Here is a 19,520-nt window from a genome sequence, read left to right on the forward strand (position 1 = left end):
TTTACCGATGCCGACGAACAAACCCCATCGAAGCGGCCTGATGTGGTTCCGCCGAGACCTCCGTTGCAACGACAACACCGCTTTGCACCAGGCCTTGCGCCAGTGCGAGCGCGTCTATGTCGCCTTCGTTTTCGACCGCGCCATTCTCGACCCCCTGCCCCGCCAGGACCGCCGCGTCGGCTTCATTCATGCCTCCGTGCTCGCGCTCGACCGGGACCTCCGTGCGCTGAGCCCGACACCGGGCGTGAACCTGATCGTCCGGCACGCCCATGCCGAGGGCGCGATTGCGGATCTGGCGTTCCAGCTCGGCGTCGACGCCGTTTTTGCCAACGAGGACTACGAGCCCGAAGCCTGCGCCCGCGATGAACGGGTTCGCTCGGCGCTGTCCTCGTTGGGCGTGGCATTCCACCTCCACAAGGACCAGGTCGTCTTTGCCCCCAACGAGATTCGCACGCAGCAGGGCAAGCCCTATTCCGTCTTCACGCCGTTCAAGAACGCTTGGCTCGCCCGGCTCACGGAAGAAGACCTCGAGCCCCGCACCGCGGCCGACCATGCCGCGAGCCTCGCGGCCCCTCCGCCAGCCTTGCAACGCCCGATCCCTAGCCTCGCCGAAATGGGGTTTGAGCCTCCAGCCGACGAGGTTCAACGGCTTTTGCCCGGATCGGACGGCGCGACCCAGCGACTTCGAGATTTCCTCGGGCGCATCGACCGATACGATGCGCTGCGTGACTACCCGGCGCTCAAGGGGCCAAGCTATCTGAGCGTCCACCTACGCTTTGGCACGATTTCGATCCGCGAACTCGTCGCCGCCGCGCAGGCGGCCGCACGCACAGGGGCTGGTACAGGGGCGACGACCTGGCTCAGCGAACTGGTTTGGCGTGAGTTTTACTTCCAGATCCTGGGGATGTACCCGCATGTGGTCGACCACAGCTTCAAGCCCGAATACGACCGGATCACTTGGGAAACCGGAGCCGAGGCCGACGCCGCGTTCGACGCGTGGTGCCAAGGCCAGACCGGCTATCCGTTGGTCGATGCCGGTATGCGGCAACTGAACCAAACCGGCTACCTGCACAACCGGCTGCGCATGGTGACGGCGAGCTTCCTGGTCAAGAATCTGGGCATCGACTGGCGGCGAGGCGAGCGCTACTTTGCGGCCCGGCTCAACGACTATGACCTCGCTGCCAATAACGGCGGCTGGCAATGGTGTGCTTCGACCGGATGCGATGCGCAGCCCTGGTTTCGCATATTCAATCCAGTGACTCAGAGCGAGCGCTTCGACCCCGAAGGCCGCTTCATCCGCCGTTACGTGCCGGAAATCGCCCAACTGCCCAACACCAGCATCCACGCCCCCTGGAAGGCAAAGCCGGTCGACCTTGCCGCTGCCGATGTTCGGCTCGGCATCGATTACCCCGCACCCATCGTCGCGCACGAGGCTGCGCGCGAGCGCACGCTCGCCCGCTATGCCGCCGTCCGCGGCCGTCAGGCCTCGACCGTCCCATAGGCATAGCGGCGAACGAGCGCCAGCAGTTCTTCTTCCGAGTAGGGCTTGCCGAGATAGTGGTTGACCCCTAAGGCCTTCGCATGCTCCCGGTGCTTCTCGGCGATCCGTGACGTGATCATCACGATCGGCAGGTCTTTGAGGGCGTCGGACGCGCGAATGTTGCGTGCCAGATCGAAGCCGTCCATGCGTGGCATTTCGATGTCAGACAAAACCACGCTGGGCCGCTCTTCCTGCAGCACCTTGAGGGCTTGCAAGCCATCGGCCGCCAAAGCCACCCGATAGCCTTCTCTTTGCAGCAGGCGCTGCGTGACCCGTCGAACCGTGATCGAATCGTCCACGACCAGAACCAGCGGAACTGCGGGCGCGAACGCCTGCTCCTGAGCCTGCGGTGCAGAACGTGGCGTGGGCTGCCGACGCGCAGCCTCGCCGTAGGCTGCGGCCAGAACGACCGGGTTGTAGATCAGCACCACGTCTCCCGAGGGAAGCACCGTAACCCCCGCAAGCCCCACCAAACGCGAAAGCTGGGGCCCAAGGTTCTTGACCACCGCTTCCTGGTTTCCCAAAACCTCGTCGACGTGAACGGCGATCCGACGGTCGCCGCTGCGGAAGATGACCACCGACGCGGTCTTTTCCGGGAATTCAGCCGATTGATTGCCAATGCCGAACAGGGCACCCGCCCAATAGAAGGGCAAGGCGTCGGCGCCGAAGCGCCATTCACCCGTCGCGTAAGCCGCCGCGACCTCGTCGGCCTTGAGCTTGCGCACGAGCTCGACCACCCCGGCAGGCACCGCGAAAACCTGACCTGCAGCGCGCAACAACACGACTTGCGTGACCGCCGTTGTCAAAGGCAGGGTGAGCTTGAAACGCGTACCCGCTCCGGGGTGCGACTCGACCTCGATCCGTCCGCCGACGGATTGGATCTCGGAGCGGACCACATCCATACCGACACCCCGACCCGCCAATTCGGTCACCTCGAACGCCGTGGACAGGCCAGGCATGAAAATCAACTCGGCCGCTTCCCGCTCGGTCAGCGCCTGGTCTGGCGCGATGAGGCCGAGCCGGGTCGCCTTGTCCCGCAAGCGCGCGTAATCGAGGCCGGCGCCGTCATCGGCAAAAGTCAGCATCACTTCGTTGCCCACCTGTCGCACGTCGACGGAAACCGTCCCAGCTGCGGGCTTTCCTGCAGCCGTGCGTGTCTCGGGCGACTCGATTCCGTGGACGACGCAATTGCGCAGCAGGTGTTCGAATGCGCCGGTCATACGGTCGAGCAACCCCCGGTCGATCTCAATCCCGCCGCCAATCAGATCGAGCTTGACTTGCTTGCCGGTGTCTTTCGCCGCCTGCCGTACGACCCGGTAGAGGCGCTCCGAGATCGATTCGAATTCCACCATGCGCGCCCGAAGCAAATCTTCTTGCAGCGCTCGGGTTTGGCGCGCTTGTGCCTGCAAGTCGTCTTCGGTCGCGTCGACCGTGCGCTGAAGGGCGCGCTGCACGGTCGCGACGTCGTTGACCGACTCGGCCATCATCCGCGTGAGTTCCTGCACGCGCGTGAAACGGTCGAATTCGAGCGGATCGAAATTCTGCTGGCTGTCCTTGGCTTGCGCGAGGCGCGATTGCATCTGGCTCTCGGCCTGGACCTCGACGTCCCGCAACTGGTGGCGCAAGCGCTCGAGGTTCCCAGTAAGGTCGTTCAGCGACTGGCGCAACTGACGCATCTGCGTCTCCAGCCGCGAACGGGTAATCATCACTTCGCCGGCTTGATTGACCAGCCGGTCGAGCAGCTGGGCCCGCACGCGCACCGTCTGGTTGGCTGCCGCACGCAAGGGGGCGGCCAACAAGGGCGCCGGCTGCGCGACCGCCCCAGCCTGCGGAGGAGATGCGAGCTGTGCGGACGCTTCCCCTAGCCTGGAGGCCGTGGCGCTGGGCGCAGCTGCGGGCGCCGGCTCGGCCGGAGCGGCCTCGGGGCGAGTGGCTTCTTCGAGTGGGTTTCGCAGTTGCTCGAAGCGCGCGACCAGGGCATCAAATGCCGCCAACAGCGGGTCGATGTCCTCGCCCAACGCCGACTCGGCAGCAATGGCCTCGATCTCCGACTCCATCCGGTGCGCCATCTCACCCAGACGCTGGGCACCTGCGAGTCGGGCGCTGCCTTTGAGGGTGTGCAGCGTCCGCAAGACCTCACCTTGCGCCGAAGTATTGTCGGGGCGGGCCGCCCATTGCCGCAGCGCGCTGCCCAAGCGGGGCAAGAGTTCAAGCGCCTCTTCTTCGAAGATCGGAAACAGATCCGCGTCGACCTGATCGAGGACGTCGAAATCGCCTTCTTCCGACGGCGCACCAGCGACGCCGGTGGCCACACGATTCGCCTCAGCCGAAACCGGCGCCGCAGCGGAGGGGCGCTCATCGCCCTCGTCGGCTGCTTCGGCGGGTTGGTCGAGGCCAGTCACGGGCTCTTCAAGCTCCAGCCGCTCCAAGCCCTCGATCAAATGCGGACTGGGCTCCTTGAGGAAACCAGCCGCGAACTGATGCAGCAGACGCCGGATCTCGTCGGCCACTTCGCACAGCAGACCCGCCACTCGAGGCGCTACACCGGGCTGCGCCTGCACATGGTCGAGGCTGTGCTCGAGCTGCCGCGCCAGGGCCGAGAGCGATTGGAAGCCGACGGTCGCTGAGCTTCCCGCGAGTGCGTGGGCCAGCGCCGCGGCGTCCGCCGGTACGGCCCGATGCTCGCATTCGAGGGCCCACTCCCCCAACTGCTGCTGGAGTTTGCGCGACCACTCGTCGGCCTCGTTGAGGTAGACGTTGTAGAGCGGGATACTGATGCGCAAAGGACCGACGAGTCGATACGCATCGGTTTCTTCTTCCGGCTCAAGGGCCTCTGCTTCTGCGGCTTCTGCGGCCTCTGCTGCCTCTGCTGCCTCTGCTGCCTCTGCTGCTTCTGCTGCTTCTGCTGCTGCTTCTGCTGCTTCTGCTGCTTTTGCTGCTTCTGCTGCTTCTGCTGCTTCTGCTGCTTCTGCTGCTTCTGCTGACTCTGCTGCCTCTGCTGCCTCTGCTGCCTCTGCTGGCTCTGCGGCTTCTGCTGCCTCTGCGGCTTCTGCTGCGGCGACGGCTTGGACGGGTTCGGCGAACGCCGGAGCAGGTTCCGGCGCGGCGGCATCCGACGCGAAGAAGGCTTCGAATTCGCCGGCCGCGAGCTCTGTGATCTCGACGGACGGGGGCTCGGGCAGAGGCAAAGGCTCCGCTTCTACAGACACCGACGCATCCTGGGTCTGCCCGACATCACCGCCGGCTTCCACGGGCGGAGACGGGCGAGCGATCGGCTGCACGGTGCCGCTCGAACGGAAGTCCTCGGCAACGCGCGTGAAGACTTGCGCCGTCCAGGCGCTGGCGTCCCCGGACTCGAGGTCCGCCGCCCACTGCCCGAAGGCATCGAGCGCATCCCCCGCCACCGAGAGAAGCTCGGGAGTCGCAGGCTTACCCTCACCGAGCCATTGATTGAGCACCTGCTCGAAGCTCCATGCAGCTTCGCCGAAAGCCTCCAGCCCGACCATGCGCGAGCTGCCTTTGAGGGTGTGAAAGGCTCGACGCAGCGTCGTCAGCGCATCGACGTCCCTAGGCGCGGCCGCCAGGACATCGAGGGCTGCGCGGCCGTTGGCAACGACCTCGTGCGCCTCTTCAAGAAAGATCCCCAGCAGATCGTCTTCATCCACGGGAGGCGCGGAGGCCGTGATCTCCACCGGCTCGGCCAGTGGCGCCGGCTCGACCTCCGGGGGCTCGGGTGGCGGGCCTGCAAGCTCGGCCAGTGTGGCTTCCAGGGAAGCCTCGATAGGCTCTGCCTCCGGCGACGACGGCGGAACGGACAAGTCCAGGCTCGGGAACGCAAGCGCTTCGGCAGGGGGCTCCGCAGGCGCACTTTCGGTAAACGGGAGCGTGTCGGAAAACTCGCGCACCCAAGCGGAATCGCCTGCGGGCTCGGAAGGGGCCAGTGATGCGGTCGGCGTGTCCTGCGGCGAGGTATCCGCGACGAGCGGAGCGGACGCATCGGTCGAGTTCGCCGCGACCTGGACGGGTGCAGCAGACTCCCGGCCCATCAGGGGCTCGAGTTCGCCGGTTGCTTCGTCGAAAACGAAGAGGCGGCGCGCCAGCTGTGGCTGGTAGTTCAGCATGTCGAGCAGCAGCCCCAGCGCGCCCAGGTTGTTCCCAAGCGAATCGAAGAGCGCTTGCCGCTCTTCAGCGCCCAAGTCGCCGGCCTGCTGCAGCAGCGATTCGGTTTGCGAGCGCATGTGGGCAACCGCCGCAGCCGCCGGTTCCAGCCCCAGGACCGACAACACACCCCGCATCTGGGCGAGCAGAGGCGGGGCCTTCGCCAGCTCATCGAGTGCTTGGGCATCGCGGTTGTATTGATCGAGGGCTTTTTCGGTCTCCGCCAGGGTATGTCGCAGCTCACCGATGACTGTGCCCATCGTCTGCTGGTCGCTGACGTTGCGGAACAGCTCCTCCATCCAAGGCTCGATCGGCCCGGCATCCTGCTGCTCGGTCGCCCGCGCGATGCGCTCGGCCAGTTGGGCGGAGCGCGCGGCGAGTTCCTCGGCGTCTGGCCGAACGCGGGCAAGCGCCGCGTCCAGATACAGCAAGGCCGTGGCGACTTCGAGGGCCAGCGCCGACTCGGGCGGTCGGCCCTCGGCCACACAGCGCGCAGCAACCCCTTCGAGTGAGCGGGCGAGAACCTCCGTATCGGGATGAAGCCGAACCAGAGCCTCACTCATCAAAGCGAATTTGTCGGGGAGCCCCTTGAGCGCCGAATCGTGACCGCCGGCAAGGCTCGCCCAAGCCTCTTTGACCGCGTCGATCCGTTTGCGCAGCTGATGCAATTGCGCCGGGTCGAAATGGCCGAAACTGCGCTGCTCATAGTCCACGGGCGCGGTGTCGGCCAAACCATATCGACGGCGGATGTCGGCAACCCGCCCATCGTGCACCGCCCCCGCAGGGAGCTGCGACAGGTGAAACAGCAGATCGCGACCCAATGCTGGCGTGGCGCCGGCCAAGCCGCGATAGGCATTGGCGATCTGCAGCAGCAGCTGGGAAACGACACGCTTGGCGTACAGATCCAGCGCCAGCGAGCCTTCTGCTGCGGCGCCGAAAAACGCGGCGGCAAGGGACCAGAATGTGCGCTCGTTGCTGTGCGTGGCGCGCGCGCCGATCGCTTCGCAGACCTGGCTCAATACCTGCCCTGCAGCCCGGTCGCCCGTCTGCAGCAGGCTGAGCACGGCCCGGTCCACCTGAGGCCGCGGCGGCAACTCGGCGGCGACTTCGGATGGCCCAGCCGGCAACTCACGCCACGAGAATTCACACTCCCAAAGATCGGCGGGGTGTACCCGGGTCGCCTGTGCCAGTCGCTGAACATCGCGGTACTGCGGAAACAGCCCCACGGCCGACAAGCGCTCCCCGGCAAGCGTTCGGGCCAGGAACTCCATCAAGGCAAAGCCGGCGTTTTCCACCGCGGCGACTGCATCGGCATCGACCAGTTTCGGCTGCGCGACGAAGCGCGCAACGGCGGCCTCCATCGCGCGAGCCAGATGCGCTGGAGCCGAAAACCCCACCAGTTCCAAGGCCCCTACGGCCTGGTGCAACTGTTGACGCGCCAGTCGCAGCGGCGTGACATCGGCCGCAGCAAGGCCGTCAGCCTGTGCAGTCTGGAGCTCGCGCTGATAGCGCTTCAAAGCTTTGTTGACAGCCTCGAGGTTTTTCCGCAGTTCGCTCTCGACCCACGCGAGCGGCCCGAGGTCGACGATCGGCTCCGCTTCGACGTTGGCACGGGCAGTTTCGGTTGAGGACATGGGCAAATCGGCTCCGCGTAAACGTAGGGATCGGGCGCGCTCAGACCTTGGACCCAGGACGATCAAGCAATCTTGAACCGGGCCACCGAAGCGCGCAATTCCTCGGCCATGCGCGCCAGCTCGCGCACCTGTTCGGCGGTGGTCCGAGTGCCTTCTTCGGTCTGCTCGGTCACGGCGAAGATGTGCTGAATGTTGCCCGCGACTTCCCCCGCCTGCTCGGCCTCGCGGGCGGCTGCTTGAGAAATCCGCTCGATGAGCTCGGCGAGTTGCCGCGACACGCGGTCGATTTCGGCCAGTGCCGCACCCGCGTTGTCGGAGAGCTTCGCCCCCTCGACCACACCTTGCGTGGAGCGCTCCATGGCGCCCACGGCGTCTTGGGTGTCGGTCTGAATGGTCCGCACGAGCGCCGAGATTTGCCGTGTCGCGTCCGCCGAACGCTCAGCAAGTCGCTGCACTTCTTCGGCCACCACCGAGAAGCCCCGGCCCGCTTCGCCTGCGGAGGCCGCCTGGATCGCCGCATTCAGGGCCAGCACGTTGGTCTGCTCGGTAATGTCCGAAATCAGCTCGGTGATTTCACCGATCTCCTGGGACGATTCACCCAGGCGCTTGATCCGCTTGGACGTTTCCTGAATCTGGTCTCGGATGGCGTTCATACCGCCGATGGCGGCTTGCACGGCTTCGAGGCCAGACTCGGCGGCGCGCAGCGACTGGCGCGCCACCTGCGCCGTTTCCTGTGCCTGCGCCGACACGTCGGTGATTCGGGCCGCCATGTCGAGCACCGATTGGCCGGTTTCGCGGATTTCTCGCAACTGCTCGCCCGATGCCGCGAGCAGTTCGGTCGACGTGTTTTCCACCAGCGCCGTGGTTTGCGCCACGCGGGTGGCCGTCTGCTGCACGTTCCCCACCAGCATGCGAAGTTCTTCGACGGTGTAGTTCACCGAGTCGGCGATGGCCCCGGTGATGTCTTCGGTCACGGTGGCTTCCTGCGTCAGGTCGCCCTCGGCGACCGCCTGCAGTTCGTTCATCAGTCGCAAAATGGCCGCCTGGTTCGCGTCGTTGATGCGCTTGGCCTCCTGCTCCTGCGCCAAAGCCTCTTGGCGCTGACGCTCAGCGATCAGCTGTCGCTGGCGGCTTTCCTGAAGCTGAACATAGGCAAGGCCAGCCGCAGCACCGAGCGCACCCAAGGCGGCGACGAGCAAGGCGAGCAAGGACAGCCCCCCGAGGCCGGTGCGCGCGGAGAGCATTTCCTGAACCGTCTCGAGACCTTTGCGCAAGGGTTCGCTGTCGGCAATGATGACGCCCTGCGCTTCGCGCGCGGCCACCAAGCCTTGCAGGTTGCCCAGAATGGCTCCGGCTTGCTGGCGGGTCTCTTCGTACAGTTTCAACAGCGCTTCGAGTCGCTCGCGGGTTTGTGCATCCTTCGCCGGGGCCAGGCGCAGGTCGGCACTGCCTTCGAGCAAACCCGTGGCAATCTCCTTGAAGGTGTTGAGGTCCTTACCGAGCAAGAACACCGCCTCGGGGCTCACGCCTTCCATGGTCAGGAATTCGTTGGCGGACTTGCCGATCCGCTGCGTGAGCATCACGAGCTGACCGGTCGCGGCGATCTCGGATGCCGGTGCGTTCTGCTGCAGCTTGAGGGAGGAGATGGTTTCCGCGATCTCCAGCAAGTCCGAGGATTGGCGGTTGATCGTGCGCAAGGCCGAGCCCACCTGCGTGAGAATTTTTTCCTGCTTCAGAATGACGTCGGCGTTCTTTTCAGCACGATCGACCATCGGCACGATCTTTTCGACTTCGGCGGAAACCTCGCCCGTCACCGGCTTCAGGCCGAGCTCGTCGTTGCCGTCCTTGAGCCCGCGCACGGTCTTGGCGAGCACCTCGCGCGCTTCGCGAATTTCGGGGAAGGCCACTGGGTTGCCCACCAAGGCCTGCGACACCGACTTGGCCAGACGTTGCGACTGCATCAGCGCATTACCGGTCGCAGCCACCTGAGTCGCCACCGTGTTCGCTTGGCGGAAGGCGACGACGGTGACGATGGCCAGGATCACCAGCATGACCGCAAGCAGGGCAACGAGCAGGCGCTGGTGCTCGGCGGCACTGCGGGTGCCGAGCACGGGCAGCGTCAGCGCGTCTTCTGCCGGGGCTACCTCGATATCCGCGTCCGCCGCGTACGGCGAGCGGCTTTCGGCAAAGTCGGCGCTGCTGAGCTGTTCAGACTCGGCCGCAACGGTGCGCTCGCCCGCTTGCTGAGTCGAATCTGCGGTCACGTCCTCAGCAACGGGCGGAACGGCCGGCGCGGGCTTGCGAAAAAGCCGGGAGAGTTGATCCTTGATGGACATAGCTGAGCCTTCCGAAATCTCAAACACCAATATGAAGGAAACCAGGGTCGGTCGAGAGCGCCTGAAGGTTGATTTCCTGCCAGGCAGCCCCCGCCGCGTCGACGTAGCGATGCCCCAGGTAAGCCGGCGCGTCGGGCCCAGGCGCCTCGGACGAACCGAACGCATCGACATGCCGCAGGCCAGCCAGGCGGTCGATCTGCAGCGCGCAGTTCACGCCCAGGACCTCGTTGAACGCAACGAAACGGCCCGTGGCTTGTGCGCCCTCGGCCCGCGGCCGCGGCGGCTGCTGACGCAGGAAGCCCACAAGATCGACGACACCGAAGACGCCCCCGCGCAGGTTCGCGACACCCAAGAACCACGGCCGGGCGTGAGGCACGACCTGGATCGGCACCTCGGGGAAGATCTCGCCGGCGTGGTTCAAAGGGATCAGGAAGCGATCGCCCGCGGCCTCGACCCCCAACCAGGCGGCGGTCGCGCCCTGGGTTTGCGCATCCTGCAGCCGGCTGGCCAGCCGGGCCTGGAACGCGCGCAATGCGTCGCGGCTGGACATCGTCAGCTCAACGCTTTGATCTTGGCGAGCAGCTCGGCCGCGTCGACCGGCTTGGTCACATAGTCCCGCGCGCCTTGGCGCATGCCCCAGACGCGGTCGGTCTCTTGGTTCTTGCTCGTGCACATGATGATGGGCACGTCGGCAAACTGCGGGTTGCGAGTGATCGCCCGCGTGAGCTGGAAGCCGTTTTGACCCGGCATGACCACGTCCATCAGGATCAGATCGGGCTTGGCGGTCTCGAGCTGCTGCATGGCCTCATCGGCATTTTTGGCGGTGCGAACCGCAAAACCGTTTTTGCGCAACAGCTCGGACAGAAACATCAATTCGGTCTTCGAGTCGTCGACCACCAACACGTTTTGAATGCTCATTGGGACTCCTTCGGTTGGGCGCCCGCATACTGGCGGACGGCTTGCAGCAGTTGATCTTTGGTGAAGGGCTTGGTGAGGTAGTCCTGCGAACCGACCATCCGCCCCCGCGCCTTGTCGAACACGCCGTCTTTGGACGACAACATGACGACCGGTGTTGCGGAATATTTCACATTTTTCTTGATGATGGCGCAGGTTTGGTAGCCGTCAAGCCTCGGCATAAGGATGTCGCAGAAGATGACGTCGGGCTCGAAGTCGTTGATTTTCGAGAGCGCGTCGAAGCCATCCTCGGCCAAAAGGACCTCATGACCCCCTTGCTTGAGAAAGATTTCGGCGCTGCGACGGATCGTGTTGCTGTCGTCGATTACCAACACTTTGTAACACGGAAGGTCGGAACTCACGTCGTGTGTCTCCTTGAGGGGTCAGACCGACTGCGGTGGAGTGACGCTCGAAGCGCCTGCCCTGCCGCCGCGCGCTTCAGAGCGCAACCATTTCGAAGTCTTCTTTGCGCGCGCCGCACTCGGGACAGGTCCAGTTCATGGGAACCTGCTCCCAAGGCGTCCCAGGGGCTACGCCGTGCTCGGGGTCGCCCAGAGCTTCGTCGTAAATCCAGCCACAGATGAGGCACATCCAGGTTCGAGTCGCAGTCACGGCTTCTTTCAGGGGGGTTCACTTAGAATCGATTCATTGTATCGGCGCAACGTGACGCAACAGGGCGCGCCGGCCCGTGTTCATGCAGCTGGGCACCTATGACTTTCCCCAATATCGAACCCACCGACGTCGACCCCGAGGGCGCAAGCGCCCCCCTGTCGGCGCCGGCCTGCGTGCTTGCCATCGGGGCGAATGACCCGTCTGGAGCAGCGGGGCTCGCCGCCGATGTGCTCACGATCGCCTCGGTCGGAGCGCACCCCTTGCCGGTCGTGACGGGGGCTTGGATCCGGGACACGGCGGGCATCCGCGACTTCTTCGGCCTGCCAGAGGAGGCGGTCGCCGAACAGGCTCGGGCGGCGCTTGAGGATGTGTCGGTTCGGGTGATCAAGATCGGATTTGCCGGCCGCCCCGAGACCTTGGCCGTGCTGGCCGAATTGACGACCGAATACGGCGAGATTCCGGTGGTGGCCTGTCTGCCAGACCTGACCTGGTGGAGCGACGACGCGATCGACGCCTACCTCGATGCGCTGCGCGAGTTGCTCTTGCCCGAAGTCACCGTGCTCGTGGGCAACGTCGGAAACCTCACGCGCTGGCTGCTGCCCGAATGGAGCGGCGAACGCGGCCCGACCCCGAGGGAGCTCGCCATCGCTGCCGCTGAATTCGGCACGCACTATGTGGTGGTAACGGGCATCCATCAAGGGCACGAGACCATCGAAAATGTGTTGGTCAATGCCCAGAGCGTCCTGGCCAGCGAGCGATTCGAGCGCATCGAAGCGGTTTTCAGCGGCGCGTCGGACACCCTGGCCAGCGCCCTCGCGGCGCTTCTCGCGACAGGGTGCGACCTCACCGAAGCGTTCCGCGACGCGCTGCAATATCTCGATGGCGCCCTCGATGCAGGCTTTCGTCCCGGTATGGGCGGAGCCGTGCCCGACCGGCTATTCTGGGCGCAGCCCGACGAAGCCGAGAACGCGGAGGAAGCGCCCGAGGGCTCGATCGACCTTCTCAACCAACCATTCAATGACACCCGACACTGACCGCACCGACGCCAACCTGGCTTTGTTCGAACGCGCCCGCCGCGTCATCCCCGGTGGCGTCAATTCGCCCGTGCGCGCCTTTCGCGCCGTGGGCGGCACGCCGCGCTTCATCACCCGCGCCGAGGGCGCCTACATCTGGGATGCCAACGGCCAGCGCTACATCGACTACATCGGCTCTTGGGGTCCGATGATCCTCGGCCATGGGCACCCGGCGGTGCTCGAGGCGGTGCAGAAGGCGGCGCGCGACGGCTTCTCGTTTGGCGCACCGACCGAGCGTGAAATCGAATTGGCCGAGGAAATCCTGCGCCACGTGCCGTCGATGGACATGGTGCGGCTCGTGAGTTCCGGCACCGAGGCGGCGATGAGCGCGATCCGTCTCGCGCGTGGTGCGACCGGGCGCAACAAGCTCGTGAAATTCGAAGGCTGCTACCACGGCCATGCCGATGCGCTGCTGGTCAAGGCCGGCTCGGGCCTGGCGACCTTTGGCCACCCGACGAGCGCGGGCGTGCCCGCCGTCGTGGCGCAAGACACCTTGGTACTCGAATACAACAACCTCAGCCAGCTCGAGGCGGCGTTTGCCGCGCACGGCAGTGAAATCGCCTGCCTGATGATCGAGCCGATCGCGGGCAACATGAACTTCGTGCGCGCGTCGGTGCCGTTCATGCAGCGCTGTCGCGAGCTGTGCACGCAGCATGGCGCGCTGCTGGTGTTCGATGAGGTGATGACGGGCTTTCGGGTGGCGCTGGGCGGCGCGCAAAGTCTCTACGCCCAAGCCATTCCCGACTTTGCGCCCGACCTCACGGTGCTCGGCAAGGTCATCGGCGGCGGCATGCCGCTGGCGGCGTTCGGTGGCCGCTGCGCGGTGATGGAGCAACTCGCGCCGCTCGGGCCGGTTTATCAGGCGGGCACGCTGTCGGGCAACCCGGTGGCCACGGCCTGCGGGCTGGCCACGCTGCGCGAAATCTCGCGCGAGGGCTTTTATGACGCTTTGGCGCGCCAGACGCGCACGCTGATCGAGGGCCTGAAGTCCGAGGCCGACGCGGCGGGTGTGGCGTTCAGCGCCGACAGCGAGGGCGGCATGTTTGGCTTCTTCCTGCTGCCCGAACTGCCGCAGAACTACACGGCCGTGATGAAGAGCGATGGTGCCCGCTTCAATACCCTGTTCCACGGCCTGCTCGAGCGCGGCGTCTATGTCGCCCCCGCTTTGTACGAGGCGGGCTTCGTCAGCGCCGCTCACAGCGACGAGGACCTCGCGCGGACCTTCGAGGCGGCACGGGCGGCGTTCCGATTGCTCACAAAATAAGAGCAAGCAACGACCGGTTCACGCCGGCTTACTGGCAAAAAACCATGAAAAAGCGGCCCGCGGGCCGCTTTTTCATGGGTGCTCCACGCTGAGGACATTCAATGCCGGAAATGCCGCACGCCAGTGAACACCATGGCCACGCCGCGCTCGTCGGCTGCGGCGATGACTTCGGCATCGCGGATCGAGCCGCCGGGCTGGATGATGCAGCTCGCGCCGGCATCGACCACCACGTCGAGCCCGTCGCGGAAGGGGAAGAAGGCGTCGCTGGCCACGGCCGTGCCCTGCAGCGACAGACCGGCGGCTTGCGCCTTGATGCTGGCGATGCGCGCCGAATCGAGCCGGCTCATCTGGCCCGCGCCCACGCCCATCGTCATGCCGCCTTTGCAAAACACGATGGCATTGCTCTTGACGAACTTGGCGACCTTCCATGCAAACAACAGGTCGTCGAGTTCCTGCTCGGTCGGGACGCGCCGCGTGACGACCTTGAGATCGCTGCGCTGGAGCTCATGGTTGTCCGCGCTCTGGATCAGCAGGCCCGAGCCCACGCGCTTCACATCGTGGGCGTTGAGGCCGCGCGCCCAGGGCGTGGCACCTGCCGGGTCGATGCCGTCGAGCGGGATCTCGAGCACACGCACATTGGCCTTGGCTTTGAACACCTCGAGCGCCTCGGGGCTGTAGGCCGGCGCCATGAGCACTTCGACGAACTGCTGGCTCACGGCCTGCGCCGCTGCGGCATCGACCGGGCGGTTGAACGCGATGATGCCGCCGAAGGCGCTCGTCGGGTCGGTCTGAAAGGCCTTGCGGTAGGCATCGAGCGCATCCACCCCCACGGCCACGCCACAGGGGTTGGCGTGTTTGACGATCACGCAGGCCGCCGGCGCGTTCGCGGTGGTGCCGAAGCTCTTGACGCATTCCCAGGCCGCGTCGGCGTCGGCGATGTTGTTGTAGGACAGCTCCTTGCCCTGCAACTGACGCGCGGTCACGAGCGAGCCTGGCGCGGGATGCAGATCGCGGTAGAAGGCCGCGCTTTGGTGCGGGTTCTCGCCATAGCGCAAGTCCTGCAGCTTCACGAAACGGCCGTTGCTTTGCCCCGGAAACTCATGGCGGCGCGGCACCTCTGCCGCTTCGTCGAACTCGATCGAGGACAGATAGTCGCTGATGGCCGCGTCGTAGTTGCTGATGCGGTTGAAGGCGGCGACCGCCAGCTCGAAGCGCGTCGCCAGACGTATGCCCCCCGCTTTCAGCTCTTCGAGCACCCGGGGGTATTGCGAGGCGTCGGTCAGCACGGCCACATCGCGCCAGTTCTTGGCGGCGCTGCGCACCATGGCCGGGCCGCCGATGTCGATGTTCTCGATCGCGTCGGCCAGGGTGCAGTCGGGCCGGGCGACCGTGGCCTCGAAGGGATAGAGGTTGACGACGAGCAGGTCGATGGTTTCGATGCCGTGCGCGGCGAGCGCGGCCATGTGCTCGGGCAGATCACGACGCGCGAGGAGCCCGCCGTGCACCTTGGGATGCAGCGTCTTGACGCGACCATCGAGCATTTCGGGAAAGCCGGTGAGCTCGGCGACCTCGGTCACCGGCAGGCCCGCATCGGCCAGCAGCCGGGCGGTGCCGCCGGTCGAGATCAGCCGCACACCCAAGGGGTGCAGGGCCTGCGCAAATTCGAGGATGCCGGTCTTGTCGGAAACGGAAATCAGGGCGTTCATGGAAGGCAAAGGGTTGGAGTCAGGAAAAGGAACGGGGTGCGCGCACTCAGCCTCTCATTCGATCAGGCCGTGCTCGAGCAGCTTTTTGCGCAGCGTGTTGCGGTTCAGGCCCAACCACTGCGCCGCGCGCGACTGGTTGTGGCCCGCGCGCTGCATCACTTCGTCGAGCAGCGGCCGCTCGACGGCTTTGACGACCATGTCGTAGAGCGCGCCGGGCTCGGTGTCGCCAAGATCGGCGAAATAGGTCGCCAGATTGGTGCGGATACAGGTTTCGATACTGGGGTGGCTCATAGGGGTCTCTTCTTCATGCAGCCAGCGGCGCGAAGCGTTCCAGCTGTCTGCACCGTAGCTCGGCACTGTGCTCATGCGGTTTCGGAACAGATTTCGACGCGGCTTGGGTTCGTGGCGGGCCACAGGCGTTCGGATTGCGCAGCCAATTCGTCCAGATACTGCGCGACGGCGGCGTACTGGGCATCGGCCGTCTCGAGGCTGAGCATGTGCGCCCGGAACGCCTCCGCACCGGGCCAATCGCGCACGTACCAACCGATGTGCTTGCGTGCCGACCGTACACCCGCAGACTCGCCATAAAACGCGTAATGCGCTTGCAGATGCTCGAGCAGCGCGCGGCGCACCTCGACCACGAGCGGCGGGGCGAGCCTCGTGCCTGTGCGCAGGAAATGATCGATCTCGCGAAAGATCCAAGGCCGGCCCTGCGCGGCACGGCCGATCATCAGCGCATCGGCGCCGGTGTGACGCAGCACGGCACGCGCCTTCTCGGGGCTGTCGATGTCGCCGTTGGCGACCACCGGGATGTCGAGCGCCGCCTTGACCGCGGCGATGGTGTCGTATTCGGCCACACCGCGATACCCTTGATCGCGCGTGCGTCCGTGTATGGTCAGCAACGCAATGCCCGCGCTTTCGGCGGCACGCGCCATCCGCAGCGCATTTTTCTCCGCCTCGCACCAACCGGTGCGCATCTTGAGCGTCACGGGCACGCCCCGCGGCGCGCAGGCCGCAACGACCGCCTCGATGATCGCCAGCGCCAGCGCTTCGTTCTGCATCAGCGCCGAGCCCGCCCACTTGTTGCAGACCTTCTTGGCTGGGCAGCCCATGTTGATGTCGATGATCTGCGCGCCGCGGTCGATGTTCCAAAGCGCGGCTTCCGCCATCAGCGCGGGCTCGGTGCCGGCGATTTGCACCGCGATCGGCCCGCTCTCTCCGCGGTGGTCGGCGCGCCGTTGCGTCTTGACGCTTTGCCATAAATCGGGGCGCGACGTGATCATCTCGCTCACCGCATAGCCCGCGCCGAACGCGCGACAAAGCTGCCGGAACGGCCGATCCGTCACCCCCGCCATGGGCGCGACGAACAGGGCGTTGGCCAAGGTGTAAGGGCCGATGCGCATGGACGGGTGGACGAAGGAAGCGGAGCGGGCCGCGGGCGGCGGCGGTGGGCGAGGGCGTAGGGGTGCGATTGTACTGCCTCATTTTTCAGCAAACCGCCCAAGCAGCCGGGTGACCTTGGCTCGTGCCGCGCCTCCGGAAGGGGTTATCCTAGGCTCACCATGCCCGACTGGCTCCACCATCTGCTGCAGCTATTGGCGCTGCCCGAGTACGGCCTGAGCACCGTGGCCGTCGTGTCCTTCGTCTCGGCCACGCTGCTGCCGCTGGGCTCGGAGCCCGCAGTGTTTGGCCTCGTGAAGCTCAACCCCGATCTGTTCTGGCCCGCGATTTTGGTGGCCACGGCGGGCAATACGGCGGGCGGGGCGCTCGACTGGTGGATGGGCTGGGGCACGAACCGCGCGGTCGAGCGCGTGCGCCATTCGCGGGTGCACCTCAAAGCGCTCGAATGGCTCGAGCGGCTCGGGCCCAAAGCCTGTCTGCTCTCGTGGCTGCCGGGTATCGGCGACCCTCTGTGCGCCGTGGCCGGGTGGCTGCGCATGCCCTTCTGGCCCTGCCTGGGCTATATGGCTGTCGGCAAGTTCCTGCGTTACCTGGTCATGACAGCCGGCCTGCTCCACGCCTTTCCCGGCGCGGCTCATGGGCTTTGACGGTCCTTTTTTGAGAGCAAAGAAAGACCATTTTACCCCGGGTCCAGCCCGAAAAGACGGTCAGACAACGCTGCGCTCGGATCGGCCCACCCAGCCCGAGCACGCTCAGCGCTCAGTCGGGCTCGCCGCCTGCGGTGAGCGCTGCCGCGTCGATCCAGCGCGCCAAATCCACGTCCCGCAGGGTCAGGCCGCCGGCGTCGTGCGTCGTCAGGGTGATGGACACCCGGTGGTAGACATTGCGCCACTCGGGGTGGTGATTGCGGCGTTCGGCCTCCAGGGCGACACGGGTCATGAACCCGAAGGCGGCGTTGAAATCGGCAAAGCGCAGCGCACGATGGATGGCATGGCGTTGCGCATCGAACGCCCAGGCAGGCAACTGGGCCAGGGCGGCGCTCAGGCTGGCGCCTTCCAGTTTCGTCAAGGATCGCTCCTCCGTGGGCAGGTGGTCAGGCGGGACGCTGCTCGCGCCCACCGCTGCAGGCGCGGGCGAATTTTCAGGAACAGCCGGTAGAACATCTCGAGCACGGGCGTCACGCCAGGTAGAACACCGAGGCGTCCCAGCCAGCGCCAACCCGGCAGGACCAGCCACAGAGCGACAAAGGCTTGCGCGCCGCTCAGGACGCGGCCGTCCGGGTGACGGACATGAAAGCGTGCGAGGTAGCGCGCGCGCTCTGCAGCCGAGAGGTCGACAGCCGAATCACTGACGTCCAGCCAGCTCACGGGTTTCAAGGGGCGCAACCGTTGGTACAGCCCGACTTCGCGTCGGCACAGGGGACAGGCGCCGTCGAACAGAACGGTCACTCCCTCGCAAGAGGGAGGCACTGCTGTATCGGCGTTTCTTTCCATGTCGTGATGGGCTGAGTCGGTGGTCGCAGTCGAAGCATCTGCGGTGGAGTGTCTCAAAGAATGATGCCCACCGTTTTCATGGGCTCAATCTCCAATCCCGTTCGACCAGACGTTAGGGCAACGCTGCCGATCCCAGGAATCGCTTTCGCCCCGTGGAAGGGCATCCGCAACGCCCGTCAGACGTTGAAGAGGAAGTTCATCACGTCGCCGTCTTGGACGACATAGTCCTTGCCTTCGGCGCGCATCTTGCCGGCGTCCTTAGCGCCCTGCTCGCCGCCGTAGGCGATGAAGTCTTCGTAAGCGATGGTTTGGGCGCGGATGAAGCCGCGCTCGAAGTCGCCGTGGATGACGCCCGCCGCCTGCGGGGCGGTGTCGCCGATGTGGATGGTCCAGGCGCGCACTTCCTTCACGCCCACCGTGAAATAGGTCTGCAGGCCCAGCAGCTTGAACGCCGCGCGGATGAGGCGGTTGAGGCCCGGCTCGTCCTGACCCATTTCGGCGAGGAACAGCGCGCGGTCTTCGTCGCTCATATCGGCCATGTCGGCTTCCATCTTGGCGCAAATCGCCACCACCGGCGCGTTCTGCGTGGCCGCATAGTCCTTGAGGCGGTCGAGCAGCGGGTTGTTCTCGAAGCCGTCTTCGCTGACGTTACCCACGAACATGGCGGGCTTGGCGGTGATCAGGCACAGCGGCTTGATGAGTGCGCGTTCTTCATCGCTGAGTTCGAGTGTGCGCACCGGGCGGCCTTCGTCGAGCGCGCCCTGCACCTTGGTGAGCACCTGCACCAGCTTGGCGGCTTCCTTGTCGTTGCCGCTCTTGGCCGCCTTGGTGTAGCGCTGCAGGCTTTTTTCCACCGTGCCGAGGTCGGCCAGGCACAGCTCGGTTTGGATCACCTCGATGTCGGCGATCGGGTCGACGCGGCCCGCGACATGGATGACGTTGGGGTCCTCGAAGCAACGCACGACGTTGATGATGGCGTCGGTCTCGCGGATGTGCGCCAGGAACTTGTTGCCCAAGCCCTCGCCCGTGCTGGCACCGGCCACCAGGCCAGCGATGTCGACGAACTCGACGATGGCCGGCACGATGCGCTCGGGGTGCGCAATCTCCGCCAGCTTCGCCAGCCGCGGATCGGGCACCTCGACCACGCCGACATTGGGCTCGATGGTGCAAAACGGGTAGTTTTCAGCGGCGATGCCGGCCTTGGTCAGCGCGTTGAAAAGGGTGGACTTGCCCACATTGGGCAGGCCCACGATGCCGCATTTGAGGCTCATGGAAAACTTTCGAACGAAATCACAAAGTTCAAAATTTTACCGGCGCGCCCGAATCGGACGCCCAAGGACCACCTTCGC

The 19,520-nt window shown here is 65.6% G+C and carries 16 protein-coding genes; 4 read left to right on the forward strand and 12 right to left on the reverse strand.

What is annotated here, in order from left to right; translation table 11 throughout:
- Nucleotides 1-7: 7 nt before the first annotated feature.
- Nucleotides 8-1,501 carry a cryptochrome/photolyase family protein gene (locus EDC62_RS07560; protein ID WP_124222277.1) on the forward strand — a complete coding sequence of 498 codons (1,494 nt, stop codon included), beginning with the start codon at nt 8-10 and terminating at the stop codon, nt 1,499-1,501.
- Here the strand turns inward: EDC62_RS07560 and EDC62_RS07565 are convergent.
- From EDC62_RS07565 to EDC62_RS07590, 6 genes are all read right to left on the reverse strand, one after another.
- Complete coding sequence (locus tag EDC62_RS07565; protein WP_124222280.1) at nt 1,480-7,332, reverse strand: Hpt domain-containing protein; 5,853 nt, start codon at nt 7,330-7,332, stop codon at nt 1,480-1,482. The genes EDC62_RS07560 and EDC62_RS07565 overlap by 22 nt on opposite strands.
- A gap of 62 nt (nt 7,333-7,394) precedes the next feature.
- On the reverse strand, nt 7,395-9,668 hold the full coding sequence (locus tag EDC62_RS07570; protein ID WP_124222282.1) for a methyl-accepting chemotaxis protein: 2,274 nt from the start codon (nt 9,666-9,668) through the stop codon (nt 7,395-7,397).
- Nucleotides 9,669-9,687: 19 nt separating this feature from the next.
- Nucleotides 9,688-10,218 carry a chemotaxis protein CheW gene (locus tag EDC62_RS07575; RefSeq protein WP_124222284.1) on the reverse strand — a complete coding sequence of 177 codons (531 nt, stop codon included), beginning with the start codon at nt 10,216-10,218 and terminating at the stop codon, nt 9,688-9,690.
- 2 nt (nt 10,219-10,220) lie between these two features.
- Complete coding sequence (locus tag EDC62_RS07580) at nt 10,221-10,586, reverse strand: response regulator transcription factor (protein WP_124222286.1); 366 nt, start codon at nt 10,584-10,586, stop codon at nt 10,221-10,223.
- Nucleotides 10,583-10,984 carry a response regulator gene (locus EDC62_RS07585; RefSeq protein WP_124222289.1) on the reverse strand — a complete coding sequence of 134 codons (402 nt, stop codon included), beginning with the start codon at nt 10,982-10,984 and terminating at the stop codon, nt 10,583-10,585. The genes EDC62_RS07580 and EDC62_RS07585 overlap by 4 nt, the downstream gene beginning before the upstream one ends.
- 76 nt (nt 10,985-11,060) lie before the next feature.
- The gene (locus tag EDC62_RS07590; RefSeq protein WP_211330955.1) at nt 11,061-11,234 is read right to left on the reverse strand and encodes a rubredoxin; all 174 of its coding nucleotides are present in this window, start codon (nt 11,232-11,234) and stop codon (nt 11,061-11,063) included.
- Nucleotides 11,235-11,332: 98 nt separating this feature from the next.
- Here EDC62_RS07590 and thiD point away from each other — a divergent pair, with 98 nt between their 5' ends.
- Together thiD and hemL are read left to right on the forward strand one after the other, a co-directional pair.
- Nucleotides 11,333-12,268 (forward strand): bifunctional hydroxymethylpyrimidine kinase/phosphomethylpyrimidine kinase, encoded by a 936-nt coding sequence (thiD, locus tag EDC62_RS07595; RefSeq protein ID WP_124222291.1) that lies wholly within the window; start codon nt 11,333-11,335, stop codon nt 12,266-12,268.
- Complete coding sequence (hemL, locus tag EDC62_RS07600; RefSeq protein WP_124222293.1) at nt 12,252-13,571, forward strand: glutamate-1-semialdehyde 2,1-aminomutase; 1,320 nt, start codon at nt 12,252-12,254, stop codon at nt 13,569-13,571. Before thiD ends, hemL begins: the two co-directional genes overlap by 17 nt.
- Nucleotides 13,572-13,669: 98 nt before the next feature.
- On the opposite strand, the gene purH is transcribed toward hemL, so the two are convergent.
- From purH to dusB, 3 genes are all read right to left on the reverse strand, one after another.
- The gene (gene purH / locus EDC62_RS07605) at nt 13,670-15,277 is read right to left on the reverse strand and encodes a bifunctional phosphoribosylaminoimidazolecarboxamide formyltransferase/IMP cyclohydrolase (RefSeq protein ID WP_124222295.1); all 1,608 of its coding nucleotides are present in this window, start codon (nt 15,275-15,277) and stop codon (nt 13,670-13,672) included.
- 54 nt (nt 15,278-15,331) lie between these two features.
- Nucleotides 15,332-15,568 carry a helix-turn-helix domain-containing protein gene (locus EDC62_RS07610; RefSeq protein WP_124222297.1) on the reverse strand — a complete coding sequence of 79 codons (237 nt, stop codon included), beginning with the start codon at nt 15,566-15,568 and terminating at the stop codon, nt 15,332-15,334.
- 71 nt (nt 15,569-15,639) lie between these two features.
- Nucleotides 15,640-16,680, reverse strand: coding sequence for a tRNA dihydrouridine synthase DusB (gene dusB, locus EDC62_RS07615; RefSeq protein WP_124222299.1), 1,041 nt, complete (start codon nt 16,678-16,680; stop codon nt 15,640-15,642).
- Between the two features lie 159 nt (nt 16,681-16,839).
- On the opposite strand from dusB, the gene EDC62_RS07620 reads away from it, so the two are divergent.
- Nucleotides 16,840-17,325 (forward strand): YqaA family protein, encoded by a 486-nt coding sequence (locus tag EDC62_RS07620; protein ID WP_124222301.1) that lies wholly within the window; start codon nt 16,840-16,842, stop codon nt 17,323-17,325.
- Nucleotides 17,326-17,437: 112 nt separating this feature from the next.
- Here the strand turns inward: EDC62_RS07620 and EDC62_RS07625 are convergent, their stop codons facing one another.
- The 3 genes from EDC62_RS07625 to ychF all read right to left on the reverse strand — a co-directional run bounded on the left by EDC62_RS07625 (nt 17,438) and on the right by ychF (nt 19,442).
- Complete coding sequence (locus EDC62_RS07625) at nt 17,438-17,746, reverse strand: 4a-hydroxytetrahydrobiopterin dehydratase (protein WP_124222303.1); 309 nt, start codon at nt 17,744-17,746, stop codon at nt 17,438-17,440.
- Nucleotides 17,743-18,126 carry a thiol-disulfide oxidoreductase DCC family protein gene (locus tag EDC62_RS07630; protein ID WP_245968803.1) on the reverse strand — a complete coding sequence of 128 codons (384 nt, stop codon included), beginning with the start codon at nt 18,124-18,126 and terminating at the stop codon, nt 17,743-17,745. The genes EDC62_RS07625 and EDC62_RS07630 overlap by 4 nt, the downstream gene beginning before the upstream one ends.
- A 221-nt stretch (nt 18,127-18,347) precedes the next feature.
- Nucleotides 18,348-19,442, reverse strand: a complete 1,095-nt coding sequence (gene ychF / locus EDC62_RS07635) for a redox-regulated ATPase YchF (RefSeq protein ID WP_124222307.1) — start codon at nt 19,440-19,442, stop codon at nt 18,348-18,350.
- Nucleotides 19,443-19,520 lie beyond the last annotated feature (78 nt).

This window comes from Tibeticola sediminis, from assembly GCF_003843835.1.
GTDB classification, from domain to species: domain Bacteria; phylum Pseudomonadota; class Gammaproteobacteria; order Burkholderiales; family Burkholderiaceae_C; genus Tibeticola; species Tibeticola sediminis.

What these genes read in the sequence shown, in the direction of transcription:
- EDC62_RS07560 (WP_124222277.1), top strand. Translation starts at nt 8, where the DNA reads ATGCCGACGAACAAACCCCATCGAAGCGGCCTGATGTGGTTCCGCCGA.
- EDC62_RS07565 (WP_124222280.1), bottom strand. Translation starts at nt 7,332, where the DNA reads ATGTCCTCAACCGAAACTGCCCGTGCCAACGTCGAAGCGGAGCCGATC.
- EDC62_RS07570 (WP_124222282.1), bottom strand. Translation starts at nt 9,668, where the DNA reads ATGTCCATCAAGGATCAACTCTCCCGGCTTTTTCGCAAGCCCGCGCCG.
- EDC62_RS07575 (WP_124222284.1), bottom strand. Translation starts at nt 10,218, where the DNA reads ATGTCCAGCCGCGACGCATTGCGCGCGTTCCAGGCCCGGCTGGCCAGC.
- EDC62_RS07580 (WP_124222286.1), bottom strand. Translation starts at nt 10,586, where the DNA reads ATGAGCATTCAAAACGTGTTGGTGGTCGACGACTCGAAGACCGAATTG.
- thiD (WP_124222291.1), top strand. Translation starts at nt 11,333, where the DNA reads ATGACTTTCCCCAATATCGAACCCACCGACGTCGACCCCGAGGGCGCA.
- hemL (WP_124222293.1), top strand. Translation starts at nt 12,252, where the DNA reads ATGACACCCGACACTGACCGCACCGACGCCAACCTGGCTTTGTTCGAA.
- purH (WP_124222295.1), bottom strand. Translation starts at nt 15,277, where the DNA reads ATGAACGCCCTGATTTCCGTTTCCGACAAGACCGGCATCCTCGAATTT.
- EDC62_RS07610 (WP_124222297.1), bottom strand. Translation starts at nt 15,568, where the DNA reads ATGAGCCACCCCAGTATCGAAACCTGTATCCGCACCAATCTGGCGACC.
- dusB (WP_124222299.1), bottom strand. Translation starts at nt 16,680, where the DNA reads ATGCGCATCGGCCCTTACACCTTGGCCAACGCCCTGTTCGTCGCGCCC.
- EDC62_RS07620 (WP_124222301.1), top strand. Translation starts at nt 16,840, where the DNA reads ATGCCCGACTGGCTCCACCATCTGCTGCAGCTATTGGCGCTGCCCGAG.
- ychF (WP_124222307.1), bottom strand. Translation starts at nt 19,442, where the DNA reads ATGAGCCTCAAATGCGGCATCGTGGGCCTGCCCAATGTGGGCAAGTCC.